Source organism: Pseudomonas sp. S3_A03 (assembly GCF_054668275.1).
Genome location: NZ_CP162753.1, coordinates 4,064,067 through 4,088,265 on the forward strand (window position 1 = coordinate 4,064,067; position 24,199 = coordinate 4,088,265).

General features: G+C 61.1%; 21 protein-coding genes and 1 pseudogene. 8 read left to right on the forward strand and 14 right to left on the reverse strand.

The annotated features are described in order from the left end of the window. Nucleotides 1–57: 57 nt before the first annotated feature. On the reverse strand, nucleotides 58–780 hold the full coding sequence (locus AB4O25_RS18640) for a response regulator transcription factor (protein WP_017528683.1): 723 nt from the start codon (nucleotides 778–780) through the stop codon (nucleotides 58–60). A 456-nt stretch (nucleotides 781–1,236) separates the two neighbouring features. On the opposite strand from AB4O25_RS18640, the gene AB4O25_RS18645 reads away from it, so the two are divergent. Further along, nucleotides 1,237–3,519, forward strand: a complete 2,283-nt coding sequence (locus tag AB4O25_RS18645; protein ID WP_460149853.1) for a CHASE2 domain-containing protein — start codon at nucleotides 1,237–1,239, stop codon at nucleotides 3,517–3,519. Between the two features lie 179 nt (nucleotides 3,520–3,698). Here the strand turns inward: AB4O25_RS18645 and AB4O25_RS18650 are convergent, their stop codons facing one another. The 4 genes from AB4O25_RS18650 to glyQ form a co-directional block, all read right to left on the reverse strand. Then, entirely contained in the window at nucleotides 3,699–4,469 is a 771-nt protein-coding gene (locus AB4O25_RS18650) for a lysophospholipid acyltransferase family protein (RefSeq protein ID WP_017528685.1), read from the reverse strand. An 83-nt stretch (nucleotides 4,470–4,552) separates the two neighbouring features. Further along, nucleotides 4,553–5,089 (reverse strand): D-glycero-beta-D-manno-heptose 1,7-bisphosphate 7-phosphatase, encoded by a 537-nt coding sequence (gene gmhB, locus AB4O25_RS18655; protein WP_017528686.1) that lies wholly within the window; start codon nucleotides 5,087–5,089, stop codon nucleotides 4,553–4,555. A 3-nt stretch (nucleotides 5,090–5,092) separates the two neighbouring features. After that, complete coding sequence (gene glyS / locus AB4O25_RS18660; RefSeq protein ID WP_460149854.1) at nucleotides 5,093–7,147, reverse strand: glycine--tRNA ligase subunit beta; 2,055 nt, start codon at nucleotides 7,145–7,147, stop codon at nucleotides 5,093–5,095. Further along, nucleotides 7,144–8,097: a glycine--tRNA ligase subunit alpha gene (gene glyQ / locus AB4O25_RS18665; protein ID WP_003187265.1), complete on the reverse strand. Its 954-nt coding sequence runs from the start codon at nucleotides 8,095–8,097 to the stop codon at nucleotides 7,144–7,146. The genes glyS and glyQ overlap by 4 nt, the downstream gene beginning before the upstream one ends. A gap of 81 nt (nucleotides 8,098–8,178) precedes the next feature. Between glyQ and AB4O25_RS18670 the strand changes: the two genes are divergently transcribed. Both AB4O25_RS18670 and AB4O25_RS18675 read left to right on the forward strand, forming a co-directional pair. Next, complete coding sequence (locus AB4O25_RS18670) at nucleotides 8,179–8,736, forward strand: DNA-3-methyladenine glycosylase I (RefSeq protein WP_017528688.1); 558 nt, start codon at nucleotides 8,179–8,181, stop codon at nucleotides 8,734–8,736. Between the two features lie 40 nt (nucleotides 8,737–8,776). Further along, nucleotides 8,777–9,664: a lysophospholipid acyltransferase gene (locus AB4O25_RS18675; RefSeq protein WP_017528689.1), complete on the forward strand. Its 888-nt coding sequence runs from the start codon at nucleotides 8,777–8,779 to the stop codon at nucleotides 9,662–9,664. Between the two features lie 75 nt (nucleotides 9,665–9,739). On the opposite strand, the gene AB4O25_RS18680 is transcribed toward AB4O25_RS18675, so the two are convergent. The 5 genes from AB4O25_RS18680 to def form a co-directional block, all read right to left on the reverse strand. Then, entirely contained in the window at nucleotides 9,740–10,051 is a 312-nt protein-coding gene (locus AB4O25_RS18680) for a tetratricopeptide repeat protein (protein ID WP_017528690.1), read from the reverse strand. Between the two features lie 18 nt (nucleotides 10,052–10,069). After that, entirely contained in the window at nucleotides 10,070–11,443 is a 1,374-nt protein-coding gene (gene trkA / locus AB4O25_RS18685; RefSeq protein ID WP_017528691.1) for a Trk system potassium transporter TrkA, read from the reverse strand. Between the two features lie 22 nt (nucleotides 11,444–11,465). Further along, entirely contained in the window at nucleotides 11,466–12,776 is a 1,311-nt protein-coding gene (gene rsmB, locus AB4O25_RS18690) for a 16S rRNA (cytosine(967)-C(5))-methyltransferase RsmB (RefSeq protein ID WP_116078035.1), read from the reverse strand. Further along, on the reverse strand, nucleotides 12,773–13,726 hold the full coding sequence (gene fmt, locus AB4O25_RS18695) for a methionyl-tRNA formyltransferase (RefSeq protein WP_460149855.1): 954 nt from the start codon (nucleotides 13,724–13,726) through the stop codon (nucleotides 12,773–12,775). The genes rsmB and fmt overlap by 4 nt, the downstream gene beginning before the upstream one ends. A 68-nt stretch (nucleotides 13,727–13,794) precedes the next feature. After that, a complete protein-coding gene (gene def, locus AB4O25_RS18700; protein WP_003187273.1) occupies nucleotides 13,795–14,301 on the reverse strand; it encodes a peptide deformylase in 507 nt (168 codons plus the stop codon). Between the two features lie 135 nt (nucleotides 14,302–14,436). On the opposite strand from def, the gene AB4O25_RS18705 reads away from it, so the two are divergent. From AB4O25_RS18705 to AB4O25_RS18715, 3 genes are all read left to right on the forward strand, one after another. After that, nucleotides 14,437–15,213, forward strand: coding sequence for a peptidoglycan-binding protein (locus tag AB4O25_RS18705; RefSeq protein ID WP_065879211.1), 777 nt, complete (start codon nucleotides 14,437–14,439; stop codon nucleotides 15,211–15,213). Nucleotides 15,214–15,276: 63 nt separating this feature from the next. Beyond that, the gene (dprA, locus tag AB4O25_RS18710) at nucleotides 15,277–16,380 is read left to right on the forward strand and encodes a DNA-processing protein DprA (protein WP_017528695.1); all 1,104 of its coding nucleotides are present in this window, start codon (nucleotides 15,277–15,279) and stop codon (nucleotides 16,378–16,380) included. A 76-nt stretch (nucleotides 16,381–16,456) separates the two neighbouring features. Then, a complete protein-coding gene (locus AB4O25_RS18715; protein ID WP_017528696.1) occupies nucleotides 16,457–17,014 on the forward strand; it encodes an L-threonylcarbamoyladenylate synthase type 1 TsaC in 558 nt (185 codons plus the stop codon). Between the two features lie 44 nt (nucleotides 17,015–17,058). Here AB4O25_RS18715 and AB4O25_RS18720 read toward each other — a convergent pair whose 3' ends face one another. Beyond that, nucleotides 17,059–18,036, reverse strand: coding sequence for a quinone oxidoreductase family protein (locus tag AB4O25_RS18720; protein ID WP_460149856.1), 978 nt, complete (start codon nucleotides 18,034–18,036; stop codon nucleotides 17,059–17,061). Between the two features lie 158 nt (nucleotides 18,037–18,194). Here AB4O25_RS18720 and hemF point away from each other — a divergent pair. Then, nucleotides 18,195–19,126 (forward strand): annotated as a pseudogene (gene hemF, locus AB4O25_RS18725) (oxygen-dependent coproporphyrinogen oxidase). Then, nucleotides 19,126–19,944 carry a shikimate dehydrogenase gene (gene aroE, locus AB4O25_RS18730; protein ID WP_065879209.1) on the forward strand — a complete coding sequence of 273 codons (819 nt, stop codon included), beginning with the start codon at nucleotides 19,126–19,128 and terminating at the stop codon, nucleotides 19,942–19,944. Before hemF ends, aroE begins: the two are co-directional and overlap by 1 nt. 108 nt (nucleotides 19,945–20,052) lie before the next feature. On the opposite strand, the gene AB4O25_RS18735 is transcribed toward aroE, so the two are convergent. The 3 genes from AB4O25_RS18735 to betC all read right to left on the reverse strand — a co-directional run bounded on the left by AB4O25_RS18735 (nucleotide 20,053) and on the right by betC (nucleotide 24,166). Next, nucleotides 20,053–21,621 carry a SulP family inorganic anion transporter gene (locus AB4O25_RS18735; protein WP_017528700.1) on the reverse strand — a complete coding sequence of 523 codons (1,569 nt, stop codon included), beginning with the start codon at nucleotides 21,619–21,621 and terminating at the stop codon, nucleotides 20,053–20,055. Nucleotides 21,622–21,720: 99 nt separating this feature from the next. After that, on the reverse strand, nucleotides 21,721–22,635 hold the full coding sequence (gene choX, locus AB4O25_RS18740) for a choline ABC transporter substrate-binding protein (protein WP_460149857.1): 915 nt from the start codon (nucleotides 22,633–22,635) through the stop codon (nucleotides 21,721–21,723). A gap of 16 nt (nucleotides 22,636–22,651) precedes the next feature. After that, nucleotides 22,652–24,166, reverse strand: a complete 1,515-nt coding sequence (betC, locus tag AB4O25_RS18745) for a choline-sulfatase (RefSeq protein ID WP_460149858.1) — start codon at nucleotides 24,164–24,166, stop codon at nucleotides 22,652–22,654. Nucleotides 24,167–24,199 lie beyond the last annotated feature (33 nt).

The window sequence follows — 24,199 nt, forward strand, 5'->3', positions numbered from 1 at the left end:
TTATTACATAAAAAACGCGGGTTATTAGAATGCTCCACGTGGAACATCTGCCCGTTTTTAGCCATTGGTTCCCGTCGCGACGCTCTCCAATCGGTACCCGTACCCATAGATCGTCAACAACTGCCAACCTCTATCTGCGGTGAGGCCAAGCTTGTTGCGCAAGCGATAGATGTGGGTGTCCAACGGCCTGGACGACACCATTTCTTCGTGCGTCCAGAACCGCTCGTACAGATATTCGCGGGACAGCGGCCGAGCCAGGTTGGCAAACAGGCAGCTGGCAAGGCGGTACTCGCGCTCAGTAAGGTTGATGGGTTTACCAGCACGTGTGACGGTCAATTCCGCGTCGTCGAAGGTCAAGTCGTTGAAGCTCTGCACCTCATGGGTTGCTGATTTCTGCAGGCCGTGCCGACGCAGAACAGCGGTGACCCGGGCCTTCAGTTCATTCGGGCGAAAAGGCTTGCTGACGTAATCGTCGGCGCCGCTGTTCAGTGCGGTGACGATATCGCTCTCGGCATCGCGGCTGGTCAGCATGATCACCGCCGGTGGCGATTCCATGTGTTCACGGGTCCAGCGCAGCAGTGCAATGCCGGTGATATCAGGTAGTTGCCAATCGAGTATCAGCAGGTCGAAGGTTTCACGACGTAATTGGCGCAACAGGTCTTCACCGCGTTCGAAGCAATGCAGGGACCAAGGCTGTTCGGCGGTGCTGGGGATTTGTCGCAGTGTCTGTTCCACCCGGCGCAATTCCGCGGGTTCGTCATCCAGTATTGCGACACGCATGGGAGGGTCCTTTCTTTTTGAAGAGTCGGCAGTCATTGGCCTATTTCGATTGAAGGCGCTTACTGCATAGATGCCGGTCGGTGAATCTGAAGAATTGTGTTCGGATTCGTCGACCCCTCGGATCTCTCGGTACGCTGGATCAATACGCGATTAACCCATTAAAAGTCCTTGATACCTCGCAAGGAAAGATACCGGCTCCGGACCGTAAGGAAAAGGATCAGCCGACGCGTGCGCTGTCGTAAACTCCTGTGCCCTGTGAGTGGATGTCTATCGGAATTCCCGCTCTTCTGAACATCGAGCCGGATAGTTTTTCCATCGTTTGAAAAATGAGCTTCACTTGGGCACAAAGCGTCGTTCTATGACATGGGGTGTCGGCTGACGGCGATCACCGCCTTGAGGGGGAAACGGGTCTATGCCATTTACTACCATTCGCCAACAGCACAGGCGCACTGACCGATGATGCTTTGGGGCAAAGCCGAAAAACGTCAACCTACCCACGCCCAGCGTTTGTTCCGGGGCCTGGTACGTGAGTGGTTGTGGATAGGTTTGCTGCTGCTGCCGATCACTGCCTATCTCTCGATGAGCCCCGGCCTTGCCCTGAACAACCCGCTATACAACAGTCTTCGCCGTGTGGCCCCACTGCCGATGGACCCGCGCATCTTGCTGGTGACCATCGACGACTCCAGCTTGAAAAAGCTCGGCCAATGGCCCTGGCCCCGTAGCCTGCATGCCGACCTGATTGACCGCCTGAGCGCCGCGCAGCCAGCTGCAATTTTGTTCGATGTGATTTTCAGCGAACCCGGCGACCCTACTCGTGACAAACGCCTGGCCGACGCGGTATGCAACGCAGGTAATGTGCTGTTGCCTCTGGCCCGTGATGATTCCATCAGCTACGGCCAATCCGACGCACAGATGCTGCCGCTGCTCAAATGTGCCAAAGGGGTCGGGCATATCAATGTGGAGGCGGACAGCGATGGAGTGGTGCGCAGCCTGTACCTGCGCGAAGGTCCACCGGACGCCATGGCCCCTCAATTGGCGTGGCTGGCCTTTGCCATGAGCGGCCAACCGTCGCAGATGCCGGGGCAGTCCGAGCAGCCGAACGGCCAGGACTGGCACCGCGATCATGCCGTTCGAATCCCGTTTATCGACCCTGACACTCATTTTTCGAGTGTGTCGTATGTCAGCGTATTAAGCGGGGAGATCCCTCCAGAACAACTGCGCAACCGCCTGATTCTGGTGGGTGCAACAGCGTCGGGGATGGGCGAGCGCTTTGTCACACCGCTTTCGCCTTTGGCGGGTACTACGGCGGGGGTGGAAATCCAGGCCAACGTACTCAATGGTTTGCTGCAGGGGCGCAGCATCGTGGATCTGCCTAGGTGGCTCTCGGCCGTGATGGCAACGTCATGGGTGGCGTTGTTGCTGGGTCTGCTGCTGTACCGTGCACGCTATGCGCTGTGGATGACCATGGGATGCATGATTGCGGCGTTGGTCGTGTCCGCCCTGCTGTTGCGGTTGGGCCACTGGTGGCCGCCCGCGGCCTGCTTGATCGGCTTGCTGCTCAGCTACTTGATCTGGAATTGGCGCCGTCTCAGCGTAATCCTCGCCTACTTCGGCTGGGAATTGGCGCGTCTGGATGACGAGCCCAAGGTCTTGCCTGAACGCCGCCGCGCACCTGCGAGCAACGGGGATGTATTGCAGGACCGTATCTTTGCCCTTGAGCAAGCGGTCAGTCGTACGCGAGACACCCGACGCTTTATGGCCGATGGGCTGGAATGCCTGCCTGTCGCGACGCTGATCGCGGACACCCAAGGCAATATCCTGCTGGCTAACCGTATTGCGCGCGACGTGTTCGGCAATGAGCTGGTCAGTCAAAACCTCCTGGAGCAGTTGGTTGACCTCGGTTATCCACCCTTGCACAACGGCGTGCGCCCTGCCCTGTCGGCGTTGGCGCTCGTCGAGTTTCGCGATATCCACCAGCGCAGCCTGCGCATGGAGCTGGCTCCGTTATTGCCTGCCGAAGGTGATGTAGCGCTGGGATGGCTGTTGAGCCTCACTGACTTGAGTAAGGAACGCGAGGCGCAGCAACACCGCGAAACCATGTTGCGCTTTCTTTCCCACGACCTGCGTGCGCCGCATTCGGCGATCCTTGCGCTGCTGGATGTGCACAACGCTGAGTCGCCGGTATTTGCCCTGATCGAGCAGCAGGTACGTCGTGCCTTGAGCCTGACTGAGTCGTTCGTCCAACTGGCTAAAGCCGAAGCCGATGGCTACCAGTTTCAACCGACGCTGTTCGCCATGCTGGTGATGGATGCCTTTGACCAAGTGGCGCTGATCGCCCAGCTCAAGGGCATTCATCTGGTTCATGATCTGGATGAGGCTGATGAAGGGATGGTCTGTGCTGACCAATCGCTACTCACGCGCGCGTTGTTCAACGTGCTGGAAAATGCCATCAAATATTCCCCATCCGGTACTACCGTGAGGTTGCGGCACGGCAGCGCGCAAGGCTGGTTGGAATGTCGCATCAGCGATCAGGGGCCAGGGATAGCAGCCAAGGATTTGCCGGAGTTGTTCAGCCAGTACAAGCGCTTCGATTCGGCCCAGGGCAGTGAAGGGCTGGGGTTGGGGCTGACCATGGTCAAGGCGGTCGTGGAACGTCACGGAGGGCGTGTGGAGTGTGAAACCGCAGTGGGCAAAGGCACCACGTTCAGTCTGCAGTTGCCGTTGCTGGATGACTGCTGAAACGTGCTGTTCGGCTGTGTATAAAAAACCGGTCACAAGGACCGGTTTTTTTATGAGGAAAAAACTTATGCACGTTTTCCGGAATTTTATGACCTTGAGAAATATGTATGTAAATCAGCGCGTTATGAACAAAAAAAGCCAATTTGCCAACAAAGCGTACACAGGTTATCCACAGTTTCTCATACCACCGGTGTATCCACCACCACCGGTTCCGGCGGGAGGGAACCCATGGCCCGTTGCTGCGCTTCATTCCAGGCCTGGGCACGCTCATTCAGCGCGGCAATGGCGCGTGGGCCCTCGCCTTCTGCGTACATGGGTTCGCCAATCACCACGGTGATGGTGCCTTCGCGTTTTGCCCAGCCGGTTTTCGGCCAGAATTTACCGGCGTTATGCGCAATCGGTAACACCGGCAGGTGAGCGTTAACCGCCAACGCCGTACCGCCGCGGGAGAATTTGCCCACGGTACCAAAGGGCACCCGTGTACCTTCCGGGAAGATCAGTACCCACACGCCATCCTTGAGCAGCTCGTCACCCTTCTTGGCCACATGCTTGAGCGCCGCCTTGGGGTTGTCCCGGTCGATGGCGATAGGACGCAACATGGCCATGGCCCAGCCGAAGAACGGCACATACAGCAGCTCGCGCTTGAGCACCTGGCTCAGGGGCGAGAAGTACGCCGAGAGAAAGAATGTTTCCCAGGTGCTCTGGTGGTTCGACAGAATCACGCAGGGCTGGTCCGGGACGTTTTCAGCGCCCTTGATCTCGAAACGAATGTTCAGGAACACCTTGGTCAGCCACAACGCGCAGCGGCACCAATAAACGTTGATAAAGCGATAGCGCGCCTTGAACGGCAAAAACGGCGCAATAAAAAAGCTCAGGGTGCACCAGAGAAGCGAACTGGTGCCCAGCAGCAGGTAAAAGAAAAAGGTTCTGATGGCCTGCAAGATCGACATGGCGGCATTTACCGTTGCGGGACACGGCCCGCCTGTTGAAAAGCGCACTCCCGAACAATCCTTGATCAGGAAGTCGAGGGCAGCTAGTTGTTGATAAGTTCTGCGGCAACTGCCGCAAGATCGTCAAAAATCAATGTGCCTACCGGCAGGTTTTTCGCCTGGGTCTTCTCGCCTTTTCCGGTTTTTACCAAAACGGGTTGAGAGTCGACGGCGTTGGCCGCCTCCAGGTCACCGAGGCTGTCCCCGACGAACCATATCCCAGCTAGCGGCACGTTGTAATGTTCTGCAATGGTTTTCAACATGCCCGGTTTGGGCTTGCGGCAATCGCAGCCCTCATCCGGCCCGTGGGGGCAGTAAACCACCAGCCCCACCTCACCGCCCTGCTCCGCCACTAACGTGCGCAAGCGCGCGTGCATGGCGTCCAGGGTGGCAATGTCGTAGTAGCCACGGGCAATGCCGGACTGGTTGGTGGCGATGGCCACGGTCCAGCCGGCCTTGCTCAACTGCGCGATGGCCTCGATCGAGCCGGGCAGTGGAATCCACTCCGCCACCGACTTGATGTAAGCGTCGGAGTCGTAATTGATCACCCCGTCCCGATCGAGAATCAGCAGTTTCAACATGGGTCAGCTCAGCGTCGAGATGTCAGCGATGTTGACGAACAAGCCACGCAGACGCGCCAGCATGGCGTAGCGGTTTTTCCGCACGCCGGCATCTTCGGCATTGATCATCACCGCTTCAAAGAACGCATCCACCGGCTCACGCAAGGTGGCCAGGCGCGCCAGGGCTTCGGCGTAGTTGCGTTCGGCAATCAGCGGCTTCACTGCGTTTTCTGCCTTGGCGATGGCCGAGTTCAGCGAGAACTCCTTGGCATCGGCAAACAGGCCTGGGTCTACGTCGGCATTGCCCAGGCCTTCGGCCTTGCTCAGCAGGTTCGACACACGTTTGTTCACGGCGGCCAGCGCATCGGCTTCCGGCAGTTTGCGGAACGCTTGCACGGCTTGCACACGCTGATCGAAATCCAGCGCCGAAGCCGGTTGCAGGGCACGTACCGACAGGTAGACGGAAACGTCCACGCCTTCGTCTTCATAACGCGCACGCAGGCGGTCGAACACAAACTCCAGCACTTGCTCAGCCAGGCCGGCTTGCTTGACCTTGGCGCCGAACTGGCCGACGGCGAACACCACGGCCTGGGTCAGGTCGAGGTCGAGTTTTTTGTCGATCAGGATACGCAGCACGCCCAAGGCCGCGCGACGCAGGGCATAGGGGTCTTTGCTGCCGGTAGGCAGCATGCCGATACCGAAGATGCCGACCAGGGTGTCCAGTTTGTCGGCGATGGCCACGGCCGCACCGGTGAGGGTGGTCGGCAGTTCGGCGCCGGCACCGCGCGGCATGTACTGCTCGTTAAGCGCCAGGGCGACATCATCCGCCTCGCCGTCGTTGAGGGCGTAGTAGTAGCCGGCAACGCCTTGCATCTCAGGGAATTCGCTAACCATCTCGGTGGCCAGGTCGCACTTGGACAGCAAGCCCGCACGCGCGGCCCAGGCTGCGTCACCACCAATGCGCGGGGCAATGTAGGCCGCCAGCTTGGAAACACGTACGGCCTTGTCGTAGACGCTGCCGAGTTTTTCCTGGAACACCACGTTTTGCAGGCGCAGGTTGAAGTCTTCGAGCTTCTGCTTCTTGTCTTGCTTGAAGAAAAACTCGGCGTCGGTCAGGCGCGGGCGAACGACTTTCTCGTTACCGGCGATGATCTGCTGCGGGTCCTTGCTCTCGATGTTGGCCACGGTGATAAAGCGCGGCAGCAACTTGCCGTCCACGTCCAACAGGCAGAAGTACTTCTGGTTGTCCTGCATGGTGGTGATCAGGGCTTCCTGCGGCACGTCGAGGAAACGCTCTTCGAACGAGCACACCAGTGGCACCGGCCACTCGACCAGCGCGGTCACTTCGTCAAGCAGGCTTGGCGGCACGATGGCGGTGCCTTCCTGCAGACGGGCCAGCTCTTCGGTGCGCTTGCTGATCAGCTCGCGACGCTCGTTGGCGTCCGCCAGCACATAGGCTGCACGCAAATCGCTGAGGTAGTTGGCCGGCGAGGTAATACGCACGCTTTGCGGATGATGGAAGCGGTGACCACGGGAGTCACGGCCAGCCTTCTGGGCGAGGATGGTGCAATCGATGACCTGGTCACCGAGCAGCATCACCAGCCACTGGGTTGGGCGTACGAACTCTTCCTTGCGGGCACCCCAGCGCATGCGCTTGGGGATAGGCAGGTCATTCAGGGAATCTTCGACGATAGTCGGCAACAGGCTGGCGGTGGGCTTGCCGGTGATGACCTGGCTGAAGCGCAGTTTCGGACCGCTTTGGTCGATCTCGCTCAGCTCCACGCCACACTTCTTGGCAAAACCAAGGGCGGCCTGGGTTGGATTGCCATCGGCGTCGAACGCGGCCTGGCGCGGTGGGCCGTCGAGGTTGATGCTGCGGTCCGGCTGCTGGGTTTCCAGCGCGGTCAGCAATACCGCCAGGCGGCGCGGCGCGGCGTAGACCTTCTTGGCTTCAAATTTCAGGCCGGCGGTGTGCAGGCCTTTTTCGATACCGGCCAGGAATGCCTCGGCCAGGGTATTGAGCGCCTTGGGTGGCAGCTCTTCAGTGCCCAGTTCAATCAGGAAATCTTGAGCACTCATTGTGCAGCCTCCAGCTTAGCCAACACTTCATCACGCAGGTCCGGGGTGGCCATCGGGAAGCCCAGCTTGGCGCGAGCCAGCAGGTAGGCTTGGGCGACGGAACGTGCCAGGGTGCGTACACGCAGGATGTATTGCTGGCGCGCGGTCACCGAGATGGCACGGCGAGCATCCAGCAGGTTGAAGGTATGGGACGCCTTCAACACCATTTCATAGCTCGGCAACGGCAGCGGCTGGTCGAGTTCGATCAGGCGCTTGGCTTCGCTTTCATAGAAATCGAACAGTTCGAACAGCTTGTCGACGTTGGCGTGTTCGAAGTTATAGGTCGATTGCTCCACTTCGTTCTGGTGGAACACGTCGCCGTAGGTCACTTTGCCGAACGGGCCGTCAGCCCACACCAGGTCGTAGACCGAGTCCACGCCTTGCAGGTACATGGCCAGGCGCTCCAGGCCGTAGGTGATTTCGCCGGTCACCGGGTAGCACTCGATGCCGCCCGCTTGCTGGAAGTAAGTGAATTGCGTCACTTCCATGCCATTGAGCCAGACCTCCCAGCCCAGGCCCCAGGCGCCCAGGGTTGGCGATTCCCAGTTGTCTTCGACGAAACGGATGTCGTGGACCAGTGGGTCCAGGCCGACATGTTTCAACGAGCCCAGGTACAGTTCCTGGAAGTTGTCCGGGTTCGGCTTCAGTACTACCTGGAACTGGTAGTAGTGCTGCAGACGGTTCGGGTTTTCGCCGTAGCGGCCGTCAGTCGGGCGGCGACTGGGTTGCACATAAGCGGCGTTCCAGGTTTCCGGGCCGATGGCCCGCAGGAAGGTAGCGGTGTGGAAAGTGCCGGCGCCTACTTCCATATCGTAGGGCTGAAGTACCACACAACCTTGCTCGGCCCAGTATTGCTGGAGGGCGAGGATCAAGTCTTGGAAGGTACGCACGGCTGGCGTAGGCTGGCTCACGAAATTCACCTGTTACTTGGGCTGCGATTTAAAGAGCGGGAGTATACCCGATTCGGCCCCGCCACCACTCCCTGGAGCCTTATGCCACGCTGCTTTTGGTGTTCTGAAGATCCGCTGTACATGGCTTATCACGATCAAGAGTGGGGAACGCCGCTGCGCGATGCGCAGGGTTTGTTCGAGTTGCTTTTACTCGAAGGGTTCCAGGCGGGCCTGTCCTGGATCACCGTTTTACGCAAACGCGAGCATTATCGAAAGGTCTTGTTCGGGTTCGATGCGCACCGCCTGGCGCGCTTGAGCGATGCCGAGATCGAAGCTCTGATGCTCGATCCGGGCATCGTGCGTAACCGTCTCAAGCTCAACGCCACCCGGCGCAACGCCGCCGCCTGGCTGGCGTTGGAAGATCCAGTGGGCTTGCTCTGGTCGTTCGTCGGCGGCGTGCCCAAGGTCAACCACTTCAAGGACCGCAGCGAAGTCCCGGCGATTACGCCAGAGGCTGAAGCGATGAGCAAAGCGCTGAAAAAAGCCGGCTTCACCTTCGTTGGGCCCACCATCTGCTACGCGTTCATGCAGGCTTCGGGCATGGTCATGGACCACACTCAGGACTGCGACCGTTACGCGGACTTGGCCAACGCCGGTTAGAATGCGCGTTTTGCGCACCACACACGATCAGGAGTGACCTGTGGAAAAGTTAAAAGGCGCCTTGCTGGTAGGCGCTCTGCGGTTGTTTGCGCTGCTGCCCTGGCGGGCCGTCCAAGCCGTCGGCACGGCCATCGGCTGGGTCATGTGGAAAACCCCCAACCGCTCCCGCGACACCGTGCGGATCAACCTTTCCAAATGCTTCCCGAACATGGACTCGGCCGAGCGCGAACGTCTGGTGGGCCGCAGCCTGATGGACATCGGCAAGTCCCTGACCGAAAGCGCCTGCGCCTGGATCTGGCCGGCCCAGCGTTCCATCGACCTGGTGCGCGAAGTTGAAGGCCTGGAGGTGCTGCACGAAGCCCTGGCCTCGGGCAAGGGCGTGGTCGGCATCACCAGCCACCTGGGCAACTGGGAGGTGTTGAACCACTTCTATTGCAGCCAGTGCAAACCGATCATTTTCTACCGCCCGCCCAAGCTCAAGGCGGTGGATGAATTGCTGCGCAAGCAACGCGTGCAACTGGGTAACCGCGTGGCCGCGTCGACCAAGGAAGGCATCCTCAGTGTCATCAAGGAAGTGCGCAAAGGCGGCCAGGTGGGCATTCCAGCGGATCCTGAACCGGCCGAATCCGCCGGGATTTTCGTGCCGTTCTTTGCCACCCAGGCGCTCACCAGCAAGTTCGTGCCGAACATGCTCGCTGGCCACAAGGCCGTAGGCGTATTCCTGCACGCGCTGCGCCTGCCCGACGGTTCCGGCTACAAAGTGATCCTGGAGGCGGCACCGCAAGACATGTACAGCACCGACACCGCCACGTCCTGCGCGGCGATGAGCAAGGTGGTGGAGCGTTATGTCGGCGCCTACCCGAGCCAGTACATGTGGAGCATGAAACGCTTCAAGAAACGCCCGCCGGGTGAAGCGCGGTGGTACTGACCCACTGCTGACCCAAAGCCAATACAAAACCAAATGTGGGAGGGGGCAAGCCCCCTCCCACATTTTTCGATCTGCTTAGGCCTGGCGGTCGAGTTTCTTCAGGAACACCGTCATTTCTTTTTCGGCTTGTTTGTCGCCATGGGCCTGGGCCGCTTCGATACCCTTCTCCCACGCCTGTCGCGCTGCGGCGTTATCACCCTGCCCCAACTGCGCCTTGCCCAACAACTTCCACGCCGCCGAATACTTCGGATCAAACTCGACGCATTTGCTTAGATGCGCCGCCGCCTTGGCGTTGTCCTTCAGGTCCAGATAACCCTTGCCCAGCCCAAAGCGCAGCAGCGAGTTATCCACACCCTTGGCGAGCATTTTTTCCAGGGATTCGAGCATGTCGGTCACTCCGTTTGATCAGAAAAAGCTCAACCCCACGTGGAACAGTTTCTCCACATCGCGGATATGTTTCTTATCCACAAGGAAAAGGATCACGTGGTCACCGGTAGCGATCACCGTATCGTCGTGGGCAATGATCACTTCTTCATCACGAATGATCGCGCCGATGGTCGTGCCCGGTGGCAGGCCAATGTCACGGATGGCCTTGCCGATCACCTTGCTCGACTTTGAATCACCATGGGCGATCGCCTCGATGGCTTCCGCCGCGCCCCGGCGCAGGGAGTGCACGCTGACGATATCGCCACGGCGTACGTGGGCGAGCAAGGTGCCGATAGTCGCCAGTTGAGGGCTGATGGCGATGTCGATGTCGCCACCCTGGATCAAGTCGACGTACGCCGGGTTGTTGATGATGGTCATCACCTTCTTCGCCCCCATCCGCTTGGCCAGCAATGACGACATGATGTTGGCTTCGTCATCGTTGGTCAGGGCCAGGAAGATATCGGCGTCGGCGATGTTTTCTTCCATCAGCAGGTCGCGGTCCGAGGCACTGCCCTGCAATACGACGGTGCTGTCGAGGGTGTCGGACAAATGCCGGCAGCGCGCAGGGCTCATCTCAATGATCTTCACCTGGTAGCGGCTTTCGATCGCCTCGGCCAGGCGCTCGCCGATCTGCCCGCCACCGGCGATAACGATGCGTTTGTAGTTCTCGTCGAGGCGGCGCATTTCGCTCATCACCGCACGAATATTCGCCTTGGCGGCGATGAAAAATACTTCGTCGTCAGCCTCGATCACGGTATCGCCCTGGGGCAGGATCGGCCGGTCACGTCGGAAAATTGCCGCGACGCGGGTTTCCACATTTGGCATGTGTTCGCGCAGCTGGCGCAGTTGCTGGCCCACCAATGGGCCGCCGTAATAGGCCTTCACCGCCACCAGTTGCGCCTTGCCGCCGGCGAAGTCGATCACCTGCAAGGCGCCGGGGATTTCGATCAGGCGCTTGATGTAGTGAGTCACCACTTGTTCCGGGCTGATCAGCACGTCCACCGGAATCGCATCGTTGTCGAACAGGCCGGCGCGGGTCAGGTAGGCCGCTTCGCGTACCCGGGCAATCTTGGTGGGGGTGTGGAACAGGGTGTGGGCGACCTGGCAGGCGACCATATTGGTTTCGTCGCTGTTGGTCACGGCGACCAGCATGTCGGCGTCGTCGGCACCAGCCTGGCGCAGCACCGTCGGGAACGATGCGCGGCCCTGCACGGTGCGGATATCCAGGCGGTCACCGAGGTCTCGCAGGCGCTCGCTGTCGGTGTCGACCACGGTAATGTCATTGGCCTCGCTGGCCAAATGTTCAGCCAGTGTGCCGCCAACCTGCCCTGCTCCAAGGATGATGATTTTCATCCGGTCACTCCCTTAAAACCATTCAGCCGCGCGCGGCGGCGATCTTGATCAGTTTGGCGTAGTAGAAGCCATCATGCCCGCCTTCCTGCGCCAGCAACTGGCGGCCGTGGGGCTGCTTGATGCCGGCGGCCGTGGCGAGGTCCAGTTCCCGCGCGCCGCTGGTGCGGGCGAGGAAGGCTTCGATCACCTCGGTGTTTTCGGTGGGCAAGGTCGAGCAGGTGGCGTAAAGCAGAATGCCGCCGACTTCCAGGGTCGGCCACAGCGCGTCGAGCAGTTCACCTTGCAGCACGGCCAGGGCGGCGATGTCGTCGGGCTGGCGCGTGAGTTTGATGTCCGGGTGGCGGCGGATCACACCGGTGGCGGAGCACGGTGCGTCGAGCAGGATGCGCTGGAAGGGTTTGCCGTCCCACCAGGTGGCCGTGTCGCGGCCATCGGCGGCAATTAGTTCGGCATCCAGGCCCAGGCGTGCGAGGTTTTCTCGCACACGCACCAGGCGTTTGGCTTCCAGATCGACGGCGACTACGCCGGCCAGGCCTTTTTCGACCTCCAGGATGTGACACGTCTTACCGCCCGGGGCGCAGCAGGCATCGAGTACCCGCTGACCTGGGGCGAGATCGAGCAGGTCGGCGGCGAGCTGCGCGGCTTCGTCCTGCACACTGATCCAGCCTTCGGCAAAGCCCGGCAGGCTGCGTACATCAGCGGCGGCTTCGAGCACGATGCCGTCGGTGCTGAACACGCAAGGCGTGGCGTTGATACCGGCCGCGGTCAGCAATTGCAGGTACGCATCGCGGCTGTGATGGCGACGGTTGACCCGCAGAATCATTGGCGGGTGCGCATTGTTGGCCGCACAAATCGCTTCCCACTGCTCAGGCCAGAATGCCTTGAGAGATTTTTGCAGCCAGCGCGGGTGGGCGGTGCGCACCACCGGGTCATGCTCCAGCTCGGCCAGCAGTGCTTCGCTTTCGCGCTGGGCGCGGCGCAGCACGGCGTTGAGCAGGGCCTTGGCCCAGGGCTTTTTCAGCTTGTCGGCGCAACCGACGGTTTCGCCGATGGCGGCGTGAGCCGGCACGCGGGTGTAGAGCAACTGATACAGACCCACCAGCAGCAACGCTTCCACATCGGCGTCCGCCGCCTTGAACGGCTTTTGCAGCAGCTTGGCCGCCAGCGCCGACAAGCGCGGCTGCCAACGGGCGGTACCAAAGGCCAGGTCCTGGGTGAAGCCGCGATCACGGTCTTCAACCTTGTCCAACTGCGTGGGCAGCGAACTGTTCAGCGAAGCTTTGCCATTGAGTACAGCGGCGAGAGCCTTGGCGGCAGCCAGACGTGGATTCATTGCGTAGCCACCCCGAGTACGGTGCCAAGGGCAAATTTCTCACGACGGCTGTTGAACAAATCGCTGAAATTCAGCGCCTTGCCACCGGGCAATTGCAGGCGCGTCAGGCACAGTGCCTGTTCACCGCAGGCGACCAACAGGCCGTCCTTGCTGGCGCCAATGATCTCGCCGGGGGCGCCTTTGCCGTCGGCCAGGGTCGCGGCCAGTACTTTCAGGGCTTCGCCGTTCAGGGTGCTATGGCAGATCGGCCACGGGTTGAACGCGCGCACCAAACGCTCCAGCTCCACCGCCGGGCGGCTCCAGTCGAGGCGTGCTTCGTCTTTGTTCAATTTGTGGGCGTAGGTGGCCAGGCTGTCATCCTGCACTTCGCCTTCCAGGGTGCCGGCAGCGAGACCGGCGATGGCCTGGATCACGGCAGGTGGGCCCATTTCAGCCAGGCGGTCATGCAGGCTGCCGCCGGTGTCTTCGGCGGTGATCGCCGTGGCGACTTTGAGCAGCATCGGGCCAGTGTCCAAGCCCGCCTCCATGCGCATCACGGTCACACCGCTTTCGCTGTCACCCGCCTCCACCGCGCGCTGGATCGGCGCCGCACCGCGCCAGCGTGGCAGCAGCGAGGCATGGCTGTTGATGCAACCCAGGCGCGGGATGTCCAGCACCACCTGCGGCAGGATCAAACCGTAGGCCACCACCACCAGCAGGTCGGGCTTGAGCGTGGCCAGCTCGGCCTGGGCCTCGGCGTTGCGCAAGGTCGGTGGCTGCAGCACAGCAATGTTGTGTTCAAGCGCCAGTTGCTTGACCGGGCTCGGCATCAGTTTTTGCCCGCGACCGGCCGGGCGATCCGGCTGGGTGTACACCGCGACGATGTCATAAGGGCTGGCAAGCAGCGCCTTGAGGTGTTCGGCGGCAAATTCGGGTGTACCGGCAAAAACAATGCGCAGTGGCTCGGTCATGGGAGGTCTCGGTTAAAAGCAGTCACAAAGAAAAAGGCTTGCCGCAGCAAGCCTTTGGAAGGAGGGCATCAAGCTTGCTGGCGATGCTTTTTTTCCAGCTTCTTCTTGATCCGGTCGCGCTTGAGTGTGGACAGGTAATCCACAAACAGCTTGCCGTTGAGGTGGTCGCATTCGTGCTGGATGCACACCGCCAGCAGGCCTTCGGCAATCAGCTCGAACGGCTTGCCGTCGCGGTCCAGCGCCTTGATCTTCACGCGCAACGGGCGCTCCACATTCTCGTAGAACTCCGGCACCGAAAGGCAACCTTCCTGGTACTCGCCCATCTCTTCGGTCAGTGGTTCGAACTCGGGGTTGATGTATACCCTCGGTTCGCTGCGATCCTCGGACAGGTCCATGACCACGACGCGCAAATGCACGTTGACCTGGGTGGCGGCGAGGCCGATGCCCGGCGCTTCATACATTGTTTCAAACATGTCATCGACCAACTGACGAACCTTGTCGTCCACTACGGCCACCGGTTTGGCGATCGTGCGCAGGCGCGAGTCGGGGAATTCGAGGATGTTCAAAATAGCCATAAGCGTAATTGCTGCACATGTGAGGTAGAGGCAAATCGGCGGTGGGATGGACCCACATGGCCGGTGTGAAACGCCCCAAAGCCGCGAAGGCTCTGGCATTTCACGCGAACGCACATAATAAAGGAGATTCACCCCATGAGGAAATCGCTACTCGTCTTGCTGCTGTGGGCGCCGTTCGCAATGGCCCTGCTGCCGCCGCCCGGCCAGCGTCTGGATCAACCGACGCAACAGGCCATCCAGCGCTTTTTACTGCATAACCGCATTCTCGATACACCGCAGGACCTGGACAGCGCGCCCTACATCGTCGCGGCGGGCGCCGGTCATGTGTTGGGCGCCAATGATGAGCGTGTGTACGCCAGGGGCAACCTGGACCCGACTCAGCCCAGCTATGGGATCTTTCGCCGAGGCAGGGTTTATACCGACCCGGAGACCCAGGAGCTGCTGGGCCTCAACGTCGACGATATCGGCAGCGCACGCTTTGTGAATGCCGGCGATCTGAGCACCCTGGCCGTGCAGCGGGCCACCCGGGAGATACGCCCCGGCGACCGTCTGCTCCATGCCCTGGCGCCCATTGAGTTGGCACATGTGCAAGCGCTCAAGCCTGCGCCCTTCGTCCAGGGGCAGATTATCGACATTCCCAAAGGCGTTACCCAAATCGGCGTGCTCGACGCCATCACCCTGAACAAAGGCCGGCGCGACGGTCTGGTCGAAGGCCAGCTGCTGACCGTTATCAAGACCGGCGCCACCGTGCGCGACACGCTCACGAATGCGCCCGTAACACTGCCCGACGAGCGCGCCGGCACTCTGCTGGTGTTCCGCACGTTTGAAAAGCTCAGCTACGGCCTGGTGCTCAGCGCATCGCATCCGCTGGCGGTGTTGGACCGTTTCGAGACGGTTCGTCAATCGCAATAAATAGCCTGCTAAATAAGTTACCAACAGAGTTATCCACAGCTTGTTCCGGTCAAGGATGATCCGATGTATCCGACAAACAGCCACCCAATTTCCCCGTCAGAACTGGAAGCACGGCTACGCCTGCACAGGCTCCCGGAACTGGGGCCCAAGCGTTTTCGCTTATTGATCGAAGCGTTCGGCAGCGCTTCAAAAGCCATCAGTGCCCCCGCCAGTGCCTGGCGTGCGCTGGGCTTGCCAACCCTCAGCGCCGAAGCTCGGCGCAGCCCTGAAATACGCGACGGTGCCAGCGAGGCATTGGCTTGGCTGGCGCGCCCGGCCCAGCATTTGTTGATGTGGGACCAACCTGAGTACCCCGCGCTGCTGGCGCAGATCGACGATGCACCGCCGCTGTTGTTCGTCGCCGGCGACCCCGCAATCCTGGAAAAACCGCAACTGGCGATGGTCGGCAGTCGCCGTGCCTCGCGCCCCGGCATGGACACCGCCGCGGCGTTTTCCCGCAGCCTGGCGAGTGCCGGTTTTGTCATCACCAGCGGCTTGGCCCTGGGCATTGATGGCGCGGCGCATCAAGCGGCGTTGGATGTGGGAGGCCACACAATCGGCGTACTGGGCACGGGGCTGGAAAATTTTTATCCACAGCGCCACCGACGGCTTGCTGCCGCGATGATTGCCCAAGGCAGCGCGGTGGTTTCCGAGTTCCCGTTGGACGCCCCGCCCCAGGCCAGTAACTTTCCCCGGCGTAATCGGATCATCAGTGGCCTGTCCCTGGGCGTATTGGTGGTGGAAGCCAGCATGGCCAGCGGCTCGTTGATCACCGCAAAACTGGCCGCCGAGCAGGGGCGTGAGGTGTATGCGATCCCAGGTTCGATTCATCATCCCGGTGCCAAGGGCTGTCACCAGTTGATCCGCGAGGGCGCGACGCTGGTGGAGACCATCGAGCACATTCTCGAAGGTTTACGCGGCTGGCAGGCCTTGTCGCGTCCGGCCCCGTTGCCGGTGACGCACCCGCTGGTGGCGCTGCTGCACGCCGCCCCCCACACCAGTGAAGCCTTGGCGATTGCCAGCGGGCGGCCGTTGTCTCAGGTGTTGGCGAACCTCACGGAGTTGGAGCTGGAAGGCCAGGTGATCTGCGAAAGCGGGCGCTGGGTTGCGCGCTGTCAGCTTTTGTAGCGACTCGTTTTATTGGAACTGGGTTTTGTAATGAAGATCGGTAAACTGCCCAGAGCTTAGTCTGGAGAGTTAAACCATGGTCAACAGGTGGCGTGTGCAAGAAGCCGCACGAGAAATTCGCGCAGGCGCGGTGATTGCCTATCCAACCGAGGCGGTCTGGGGCCTGGGCTGCGACCCTTGGAACGAAGAAGCGGTGGACCGGCTGCTGGCGATCAAAAATCGCTCGGTGGACAAGGGCCTGATCCTGGTTGCCGACAATATTCGCCAGTTCGATTTTCTGTTTGAAGACTTCCCCGATGCGTGGATCGAACGCATGGCGAGCACCTGGCCGGGGCCGAATACCTGGCTGGTGCCTCATCAGGATTTGTTGCCGGAATGGGTGACCGGCGTGCATGACACGGTGGCGCTGCGGGTCAGCGATCACCCATTGGTGCGGGATTTGTGTTCACTGGTGGGGCCGTTGATTTCCACCTCGGCCAACCCTCAGGGCCGCCCGGCTGCCCGCACGCGGATTCGCGTGGAGCAGTATTTCCGCGGCCAGGTGGACGTGGTCTTGGGTGGCGCCTTGGGCGGGCGCAAGAACCCCAGCCTGATCCGTGACCTGGTGACGGGCGATGTGGTGCGTCCGTCGTAGTGCTTTTGTGGCGAGGGCGCTTGCCCCCTCGCCACAACGGGCAGTCAAGGCAGCAAAATCGTCGAGCCCGTGGTACGCCGCGCCGACAACTCCGTCTGCGCCTTCGCCGCGTCTGCCAGCGGATACCGCTGGTTGATATCAATTCGCACCTTGCCGCTTTTGATCATCGAAAACAGATCGTCCGCCATCATCTGCAGGTTTTCCGCATTGTTGGCGTACGTCGCCAGCGTGGGCCGGGTGACGTACAGCGAGCCTTTTGCCGACAGAACTCCCAGGTTCACCCCATCTACGGCGCCTGACGCATTGCCGAAGCTCACTACCAGCCCACGTGGCGCGACGCTGTCGAGGGAGGTCAGCCAGGTGTCCTTGCCGACGCCGTCGTACACCACCGGTACCTTTTTGCCGTCAGTCAATTCCAGCACGCGCTGTGCGACGTTTTCCTTGCTGTAGTCGATGGTTTCCCATGCGCCGAGGGATTTGGCCACGGCGGCTTTTTCCGCCGAGCTGACGGTGCCGATCAACTTCACGCCCAGGGCCTTGGCCCATTGGCAGGCCAGGGAACCCACGCCACCCGCTGCGGCATGGAACAGGATGGTTTCGCCACCCTTCAGTTCATACGTCTGGCGCAGCAGGTATTGCACGGTGAGGCCCTTGAGCATGGCACCGGCGGCTTGTTCGAAGCTGATGTCGTCCGGCAGGTGCACCAGGTTGGCGGCGGGCAGCACGTGGAATTGGCTGTAGGCACCCAGTGGGCCGCTGCCGTAGGCCACGCGGTCGCCGACCTTGAATTGGCTGACTTCGCTGCCGATGGCATCCACCACGCCGGCGCCTTCCGCCCCCAGGCCCGATGGCAAGGCCGGCGGTGCGTACAGCCCACTGCGAAAATAGGTGTCGATGAAGTTCAGGCCAATCGCCTCGTTACGCACTCGAACCTGTTGCGGGCCAGGCTCTGCCGGCGTGTAGTCCACATATTCAAGTACGTCGGGGCCACCATGGGCACTGAACTGGATACGTTTGGCCATCTTCCTTCTCCTTGGGTCGAATTCGCGTAGCCCCCTATCGGACTCCTAAGCTTGATCCTCGTCAACTGCGGTGAACCTGGGTGCAGTGCTATCCTGTGCGCCCATTTGCCGCCGAGGCCCCTGGCCTCGCGTAGCGCTGCCCGATTCAAGGTGATGTCATGACTACTCGCACCGAGGCTGTCAAAGCCTACCTGCTCGACCTGCAAGACCGCATTTGCAGCGCCCTGGAAACCTTCGAGACGGATACTCGCTTTATCGAAGACGCCTGGACCCGGCCTGCCGGCGGCGGCGGTCGCACCCGTGTGATCGCAGACGGCACGGTGATCGAAAAAGGCGGCGTTAACTTTTCCCACGTCTTTGGTAGCGGCCTCCCACCCTCCGCCAGCGCGCATCGTCCTGAACTGGCGGGTCGCGGCTTTGAAGCCCTTGGCGTGTCCCTGGTGATCCACCCGCACAACCCCCATGTACCGACTTCCCACGCCAACGTACGCTTTTTCATCGCCGAAAAAGAAGGCGAAGAGCCGGTATGGTGGTTCGGTGGCGGCTTCGACCTCACGCCCTACTACGGCAACGAAGAAGATTGCATCCACTGGCACCGCGTAGCCGAGCAGGCCTGTGCGCCGTTCGGCCCGGACGTGTACGCGCGCTACAAGGCGTGGTGCGACACGTATTTCCATATCAAGCACCGCAACGAGCCACGTGGCATCGGCGGCCTGTTCTTCGATGATTTGAACGAGGGGGGTTCGACACCTGCTTCGCCTTCATCCGCGCCATCGGCGACGCTTACATCGACGCTTACCTGCCGATCGTGCAGCGCCGCAAAGCCATGGCCTATACCGCGCAGCAACGCGAATTCCAGGAATTTCGCCGTGGCCGCTATGTTGAATTCAACCTGGTCTACGACCGGGGCACCCTGTTCGGCCTGCAATCGGGCGGGCGTACCGAGTCGATCCTTATGTCGCTGCCGCCGCAAGTGCGCTGGAGCTACGACTGGAAGGCCGAAGCCGGCAGCGAAGAAGCACGCCTCACCGATTACTTCCTGCAAGACCGCGACTGGCTCGGCCTTGCCGCGCCCAAGGCGGCCGTCTGATGGATAAATATGTCGTCTTCGGCAACCCCATCGGTCACAGCAAGTCGCCGCTGATACACCGCCTGTTCGCCGAGCAGACCGGCGAACAACTGGACTACAGCACCTTGCTCGCGCCGCTGGAGGATTTCACCGGCTGCGCTCGTGAGTTCTTTGTGCAAGGCCGTGGCGCCAACGTCACCGTACCGTTCAAGGAAGACGCCTACCGGCTGGCCGACAGCCTCACCGAACGCGCTCAACGCGCTGGCGCGGTAAATACCTTGAGCAAGTTGGCCGACGGCACCTTGTTGGGCGATAACACCGACGGCGCGGGCCTGGTGCGTGACCTGACGGTAAACGCCGGGTTGAGTCTGCAAGGCAAACGCATCCTGTTGCTGGGCGCCGGTGGCGCGGTACGCGGGGCGCTGGAGCCGTTGCTGGCCGAGCGTCCTTCTTCGTTGATCATCGCCAACCGCACCGTGGAAAAGGCCGAGAGACTCGCCGAATTGTTCGATGACCTTGGCCCTGTGTCCGCCAGCGGTTTCGACTGGCTGCGTGAGCCGGTGGACGTGATCATCAACGCCACGTCCGCCAGCCTGTCAGGCGATGTACCGCCGATTGCCGGCAGCCTGATCGAACCGGGCAAGACGTTCTGCTACGACATGATGTACGCCAAGGAGCCGACTGCGTTTTGCCGCTGGGCCAGCAAGCAGGGGGCAGCGGTGGCGATGGACGGCCTGGGCATGCTGGTGGAACAGGCGGCTGAAGCTTTCTTCCTGTGGCGCGGTGTGCGCCCGGATTCGGCGCCTGTATTGGCGCAGATGCGCCGCCAGTTGGCCTAACGCCTATCCAGAGTGGGCACAGTCATCATGTGGGAGCGGTGTGTCAGTCAAAGAGATTTAGACTGGTCCACCTATATCGGGAGCAAGCCCCACATTTTTTAACCGCGTTCAGTCTTCAAAATGGATGGGGCACTTATCGGCCCCCTCCAGCTTCTTCAACTCATCCACCACCTGCGGCCTGGCCCGGCGCAATGTCAAACTGCGTCCAAGACCGCGCAAACGCCGTGCCTCCTGATGCAGCATTTCCACCCCGGAATAGTCGATAAAGTTGATCTGCTGCGCCTCGATCACCACCCTTTCGCCCTGCAGGCTTTGCAGGCGCACCTGCAGATAGTGGCTGGCACCAAAAAAGATCGAACCGCCGACCCGCAGCACGTCTTCTTCTCCATCTCGCCATTGTTGAACCCGCGGCTGCGAGGTGCGCTTGAGGTAAAAAAACAGCGAGGCCAACACGCCGGCATAGATCGCTGTTTGCAGTTCCAGCAGCAAGGTGGCGACACAGGTGAGGCTCATCACCACAAACTCGGCGCGGCTGACCCGGAACAGCGCGCGGATGCCGCGATGGTCCACCAGGCCCCAGCAAATCAACAGGATGCTCGCCGCCATGCTCGGAATCGGGATATGCGCGATCAACGCCGCGCCAAACACTGCAAACAGCGCCACCCACAACGCCGAAAACACCCCGGCCAACGGCGAACAGGCCCCGGCTTCATAGCTCAGGCCTGAGCGGGTAAAGGAACCAGCCGACACGTAACCGGAGAAAAATCCGCCGACGATGTTGGATAAACCCTGCGCACGTACTTCTTGATTGGCGTCGAGCAATTGCTGTGAACGGGCCGACAGCGAGCGCGCAATCGACAGGCTGGTCACCAGCCCCAGCATGCCCACCGCCACGGCACTGGGTAGCAGGCGCAGGATCATGTCCAGGTCCATTGGCAACGGGCTGAACGGCGGCAGTTTGCCGATAAACGAACTGACCCGCGCCACGTGCCCGAATACCGCCGGCCACAGCCATGCGGCCAGGCTGCTCAATGCCAGGGCAATCAATAACGTCGGCCAGCGTGGCACCAGAGACTTAAGCAATGCACCCACCAGCAACGTGCCCAGGCCCAGGGCCAGTGAGGCGTGGTCCCACTCGCCGCTATGGTCGATCAGCGCCAGCAGGCTGTTGATCGCCGTGGCCTGGCTCGGCAAAACCAGGCCCAGCAGGTTGGGCAACTGCCCAAGGGCGATCACCACGGCGGCGCCGAGGGTGAACCCCAACACCACCGAATGGGAGACGAAGTTCACCAGCGCACCGAAGCGCAGCATGCCCAGCAACCACTGGAAAACGCCTGCGAGGAAGGTAAGCAACAGGATGAGCGTGATGTAGTCCTGTGACCCAGGGACGGCCAGCGGGCTGACGCTGGCGTAGAGCACGATGGAAATCGCCGCCGTGGGGCCGCAGATCAGGTGCCAGGACGAACCCCACAGACACGCGATCAGCACCGGGATGATGGCGGCGTACAGGCCATATTCCGGTGGGAGGCCGGCGATCAATGCGTAGGCAATCGACTGCGGCAACGCGAGCACGGCGCCGCTGAGGCCGACCATCGCGTCCCGGCCGACGCTGGCGCGGGTTTGGCGCGGCAGCCAACTCAGGAAAGGAAAGAGTGTGTGGCGGTTGGGCCGGGGCATTTATAACTCGGCTGAAAAGGTTTGACTCAAGGGTATCAGTACACGCCAATCCCTGTGGGAGGGGGCTTGCTCCCTCCCACATTGGGACAGTGTCAGGCCTTAGAGCTTGGCTTTGACCGCCGCCAGCGCATCCTGGCCATCCACGGTTTTTACGCCCTCCAGCCATTTGTCCAGCACCGCCGGGTTGGCCTTGATCCACGCCTTCGCCGCCTCGGCATTGCTGAGCTTATTGTTGGCCACCTGCGCCATGATGCTGTTCTCCATCTCCTGGGTGAAACTCAGGTTGGTCAGCAGTTTTCCTACGTTCGGGCAGGCCTGGGCGTACCCTTTGCGGGTCAGGGTGTACACGCTACCGGTAGCGCCAAAATATTTCTCGCCGCCCTTGAGGTAGTGCATTTTCAACTGCACGTTCATCGGGTGCGGCGTCCAGCCGAGGAAGGTGACAAAGCGCTGTTTCTTCACTGCCCGGGACACTTCGGCGAGCATCGCCTGTTCGCTGGACTCGATCAGCTTCCACTGGCCCAGGTCAAAGTCGTTCTTCTTGATGATCTCCTGCAACGAGATGTTCGCCGGCGCGCCGGAGCCAATGCCGTAGATCCTCTTGTCGAACTTGTCGGCGAATTTGTTCAGGTCGGCAAACTCATGCACACCGGCGTCCCACACGTAGTCCGGCACGGCGAGGGTGAACTCGGTGCCGTCGAGGTTCTTGGCCAATTGCACGACATCGCCATTGGCCACGAACTTGTCGTAGAACCCCTGCTGCGCCGGCATCCAATTGCCGAGGAACACATCCACCTGGCCGTCCTTGAGCCCGCCGAAGGTAATCGGCACCGCCAGGGTGTCGACCTTGGCCTTGTAGCCCATGCCCGTCAGCAGAAAACCGGTGATGGCGTTGGTCGCGGCGATGTCGCTCCAGCCGGGATCGGCCATTTTCACTGTTTCGCAGCTGGCCTCTGCGTACACGTTGGCGCTGCTTAACGCCAGAATGCCCAGCACTACCGTTAACTTTTGCATGGCCTTCCCTCTGTATTTATTGGTTTTGGCAGGGTTGTGGATAACGTGCCTTGCGCTCCAGGTCGTCGAGGTCGATATGGTTGCGCATGTATTGCTGACTGGCGTCCACCAGCGGCTGGTGGTCCCAGCTCTTCAGCTTGCCCAGGGTCAGCGCCTCGAATACCAGGCGACGGCGGCGTTGGCTGGCGAGTACCTGCTGATGGATCGCCGGGATGTCCCATTTGGCCCGCGCCTCGTTCAGGAAGGCTGCAAACAGCGCCCGATGCTGTGGCGACTGGCTGAGCTCTTCCTGCTCCCCTGGGTCGTTGTGTACGTCGAACAGTAGACACGGGTCGTCTTCGCTGTAGATGAATTTGTAGGCGCCCCGGCGAATCATCATCAGCGGGCTGATAGTGCCTTCGGCCATGTATTCGCCGAACACTTCGTCGTGCCCGCCCTGCCCTTGCAAATGCGCCACCAGCGAGCGCCCGTCCAGCGGCAGGCGTGGGTCCAACTCGCCGCCGGCCAGCTCCACCAGCGTGGGCAACAGGTCGGCGGTGGACACGGCTTTTGATACGCGCCCCGCCGCAAACAGCCCCGGCGCACTGACCAGCAGCGGCACGCGGGCGGCCATTTCAAACCAGTGCATTTTGTACCAGAGGCCGCGCTCGCCAAGCATGTCGCCATGGTCGCCGGAGAACACAATGATGGTGTCGTCGGCAAGGCCGGTGTCTTCCAGGGTCTGCAACAGCTTGCCGACGTTGCTGTCGATGTAGCTGCATGCGCCGAAGTAGGCGCGGCGTGCATCGCGGATCTTATCCACAGGCAGCGGCTTGTCCCACAGGTCGTAGACCTTGAGCAGGCGCTGGGAATGCGGGTCGAGATCACACTGTGCCGGGGTTGCAGGCAAAGGGATGTCGCTCTCGTCGTACAGGTCCCAGAACGGCTTGGGAATGGTGTACGGGTCGTGGGGATGGGTCATCGACACGGTCAGGCAGAACGGTTGGTCGCCGTCCTCGCGAATATGGTCGAACAGATACTGCTGCGCCTTGAACACCACCTCTTCGTCGAAGTCCAGCTGGTTGGTGCGCAGGCATGGCCCGGCTTGCAGCACCGAGGACATGTTGTGGTACCAACTGGGACGTACGTGCGGCTCATCCCAATTCACCGCCCAACCATAGTCGGCGGGGTAGATGTCACTGGTCAGGCGCTCCTCATAACCGTGCAACTGGTCGGGGCCGCAAAAATGCATCTTGCCCGACAGCGCGGTGCGGTAGCCGAGGCGTCGCAGGTAGTGCGCATAGGTGGGCACATCGGCGGGAAAATCCGCCGCGTTGTCATAGGCGCCGATCTTGCTCGGTAATTGCCCGCTGACCAGCGTGAAGCGCGACGGCGCGCACAACGGGCTGTTGCAATAGGCGGCGTCGAACACAACGCCCTGCTCGGCGAGGCGGCTCAGATTCGGCAGCTTGATGGGCGAAGAACCGTAGAACGGAAGCAGCGGCGCGGCCATTTGATCGGCCATGATGAAAAGAATGTTCTTGCGCTTCATGGGGGCTTGGCATTCCATAGGCGGTGTTTATGC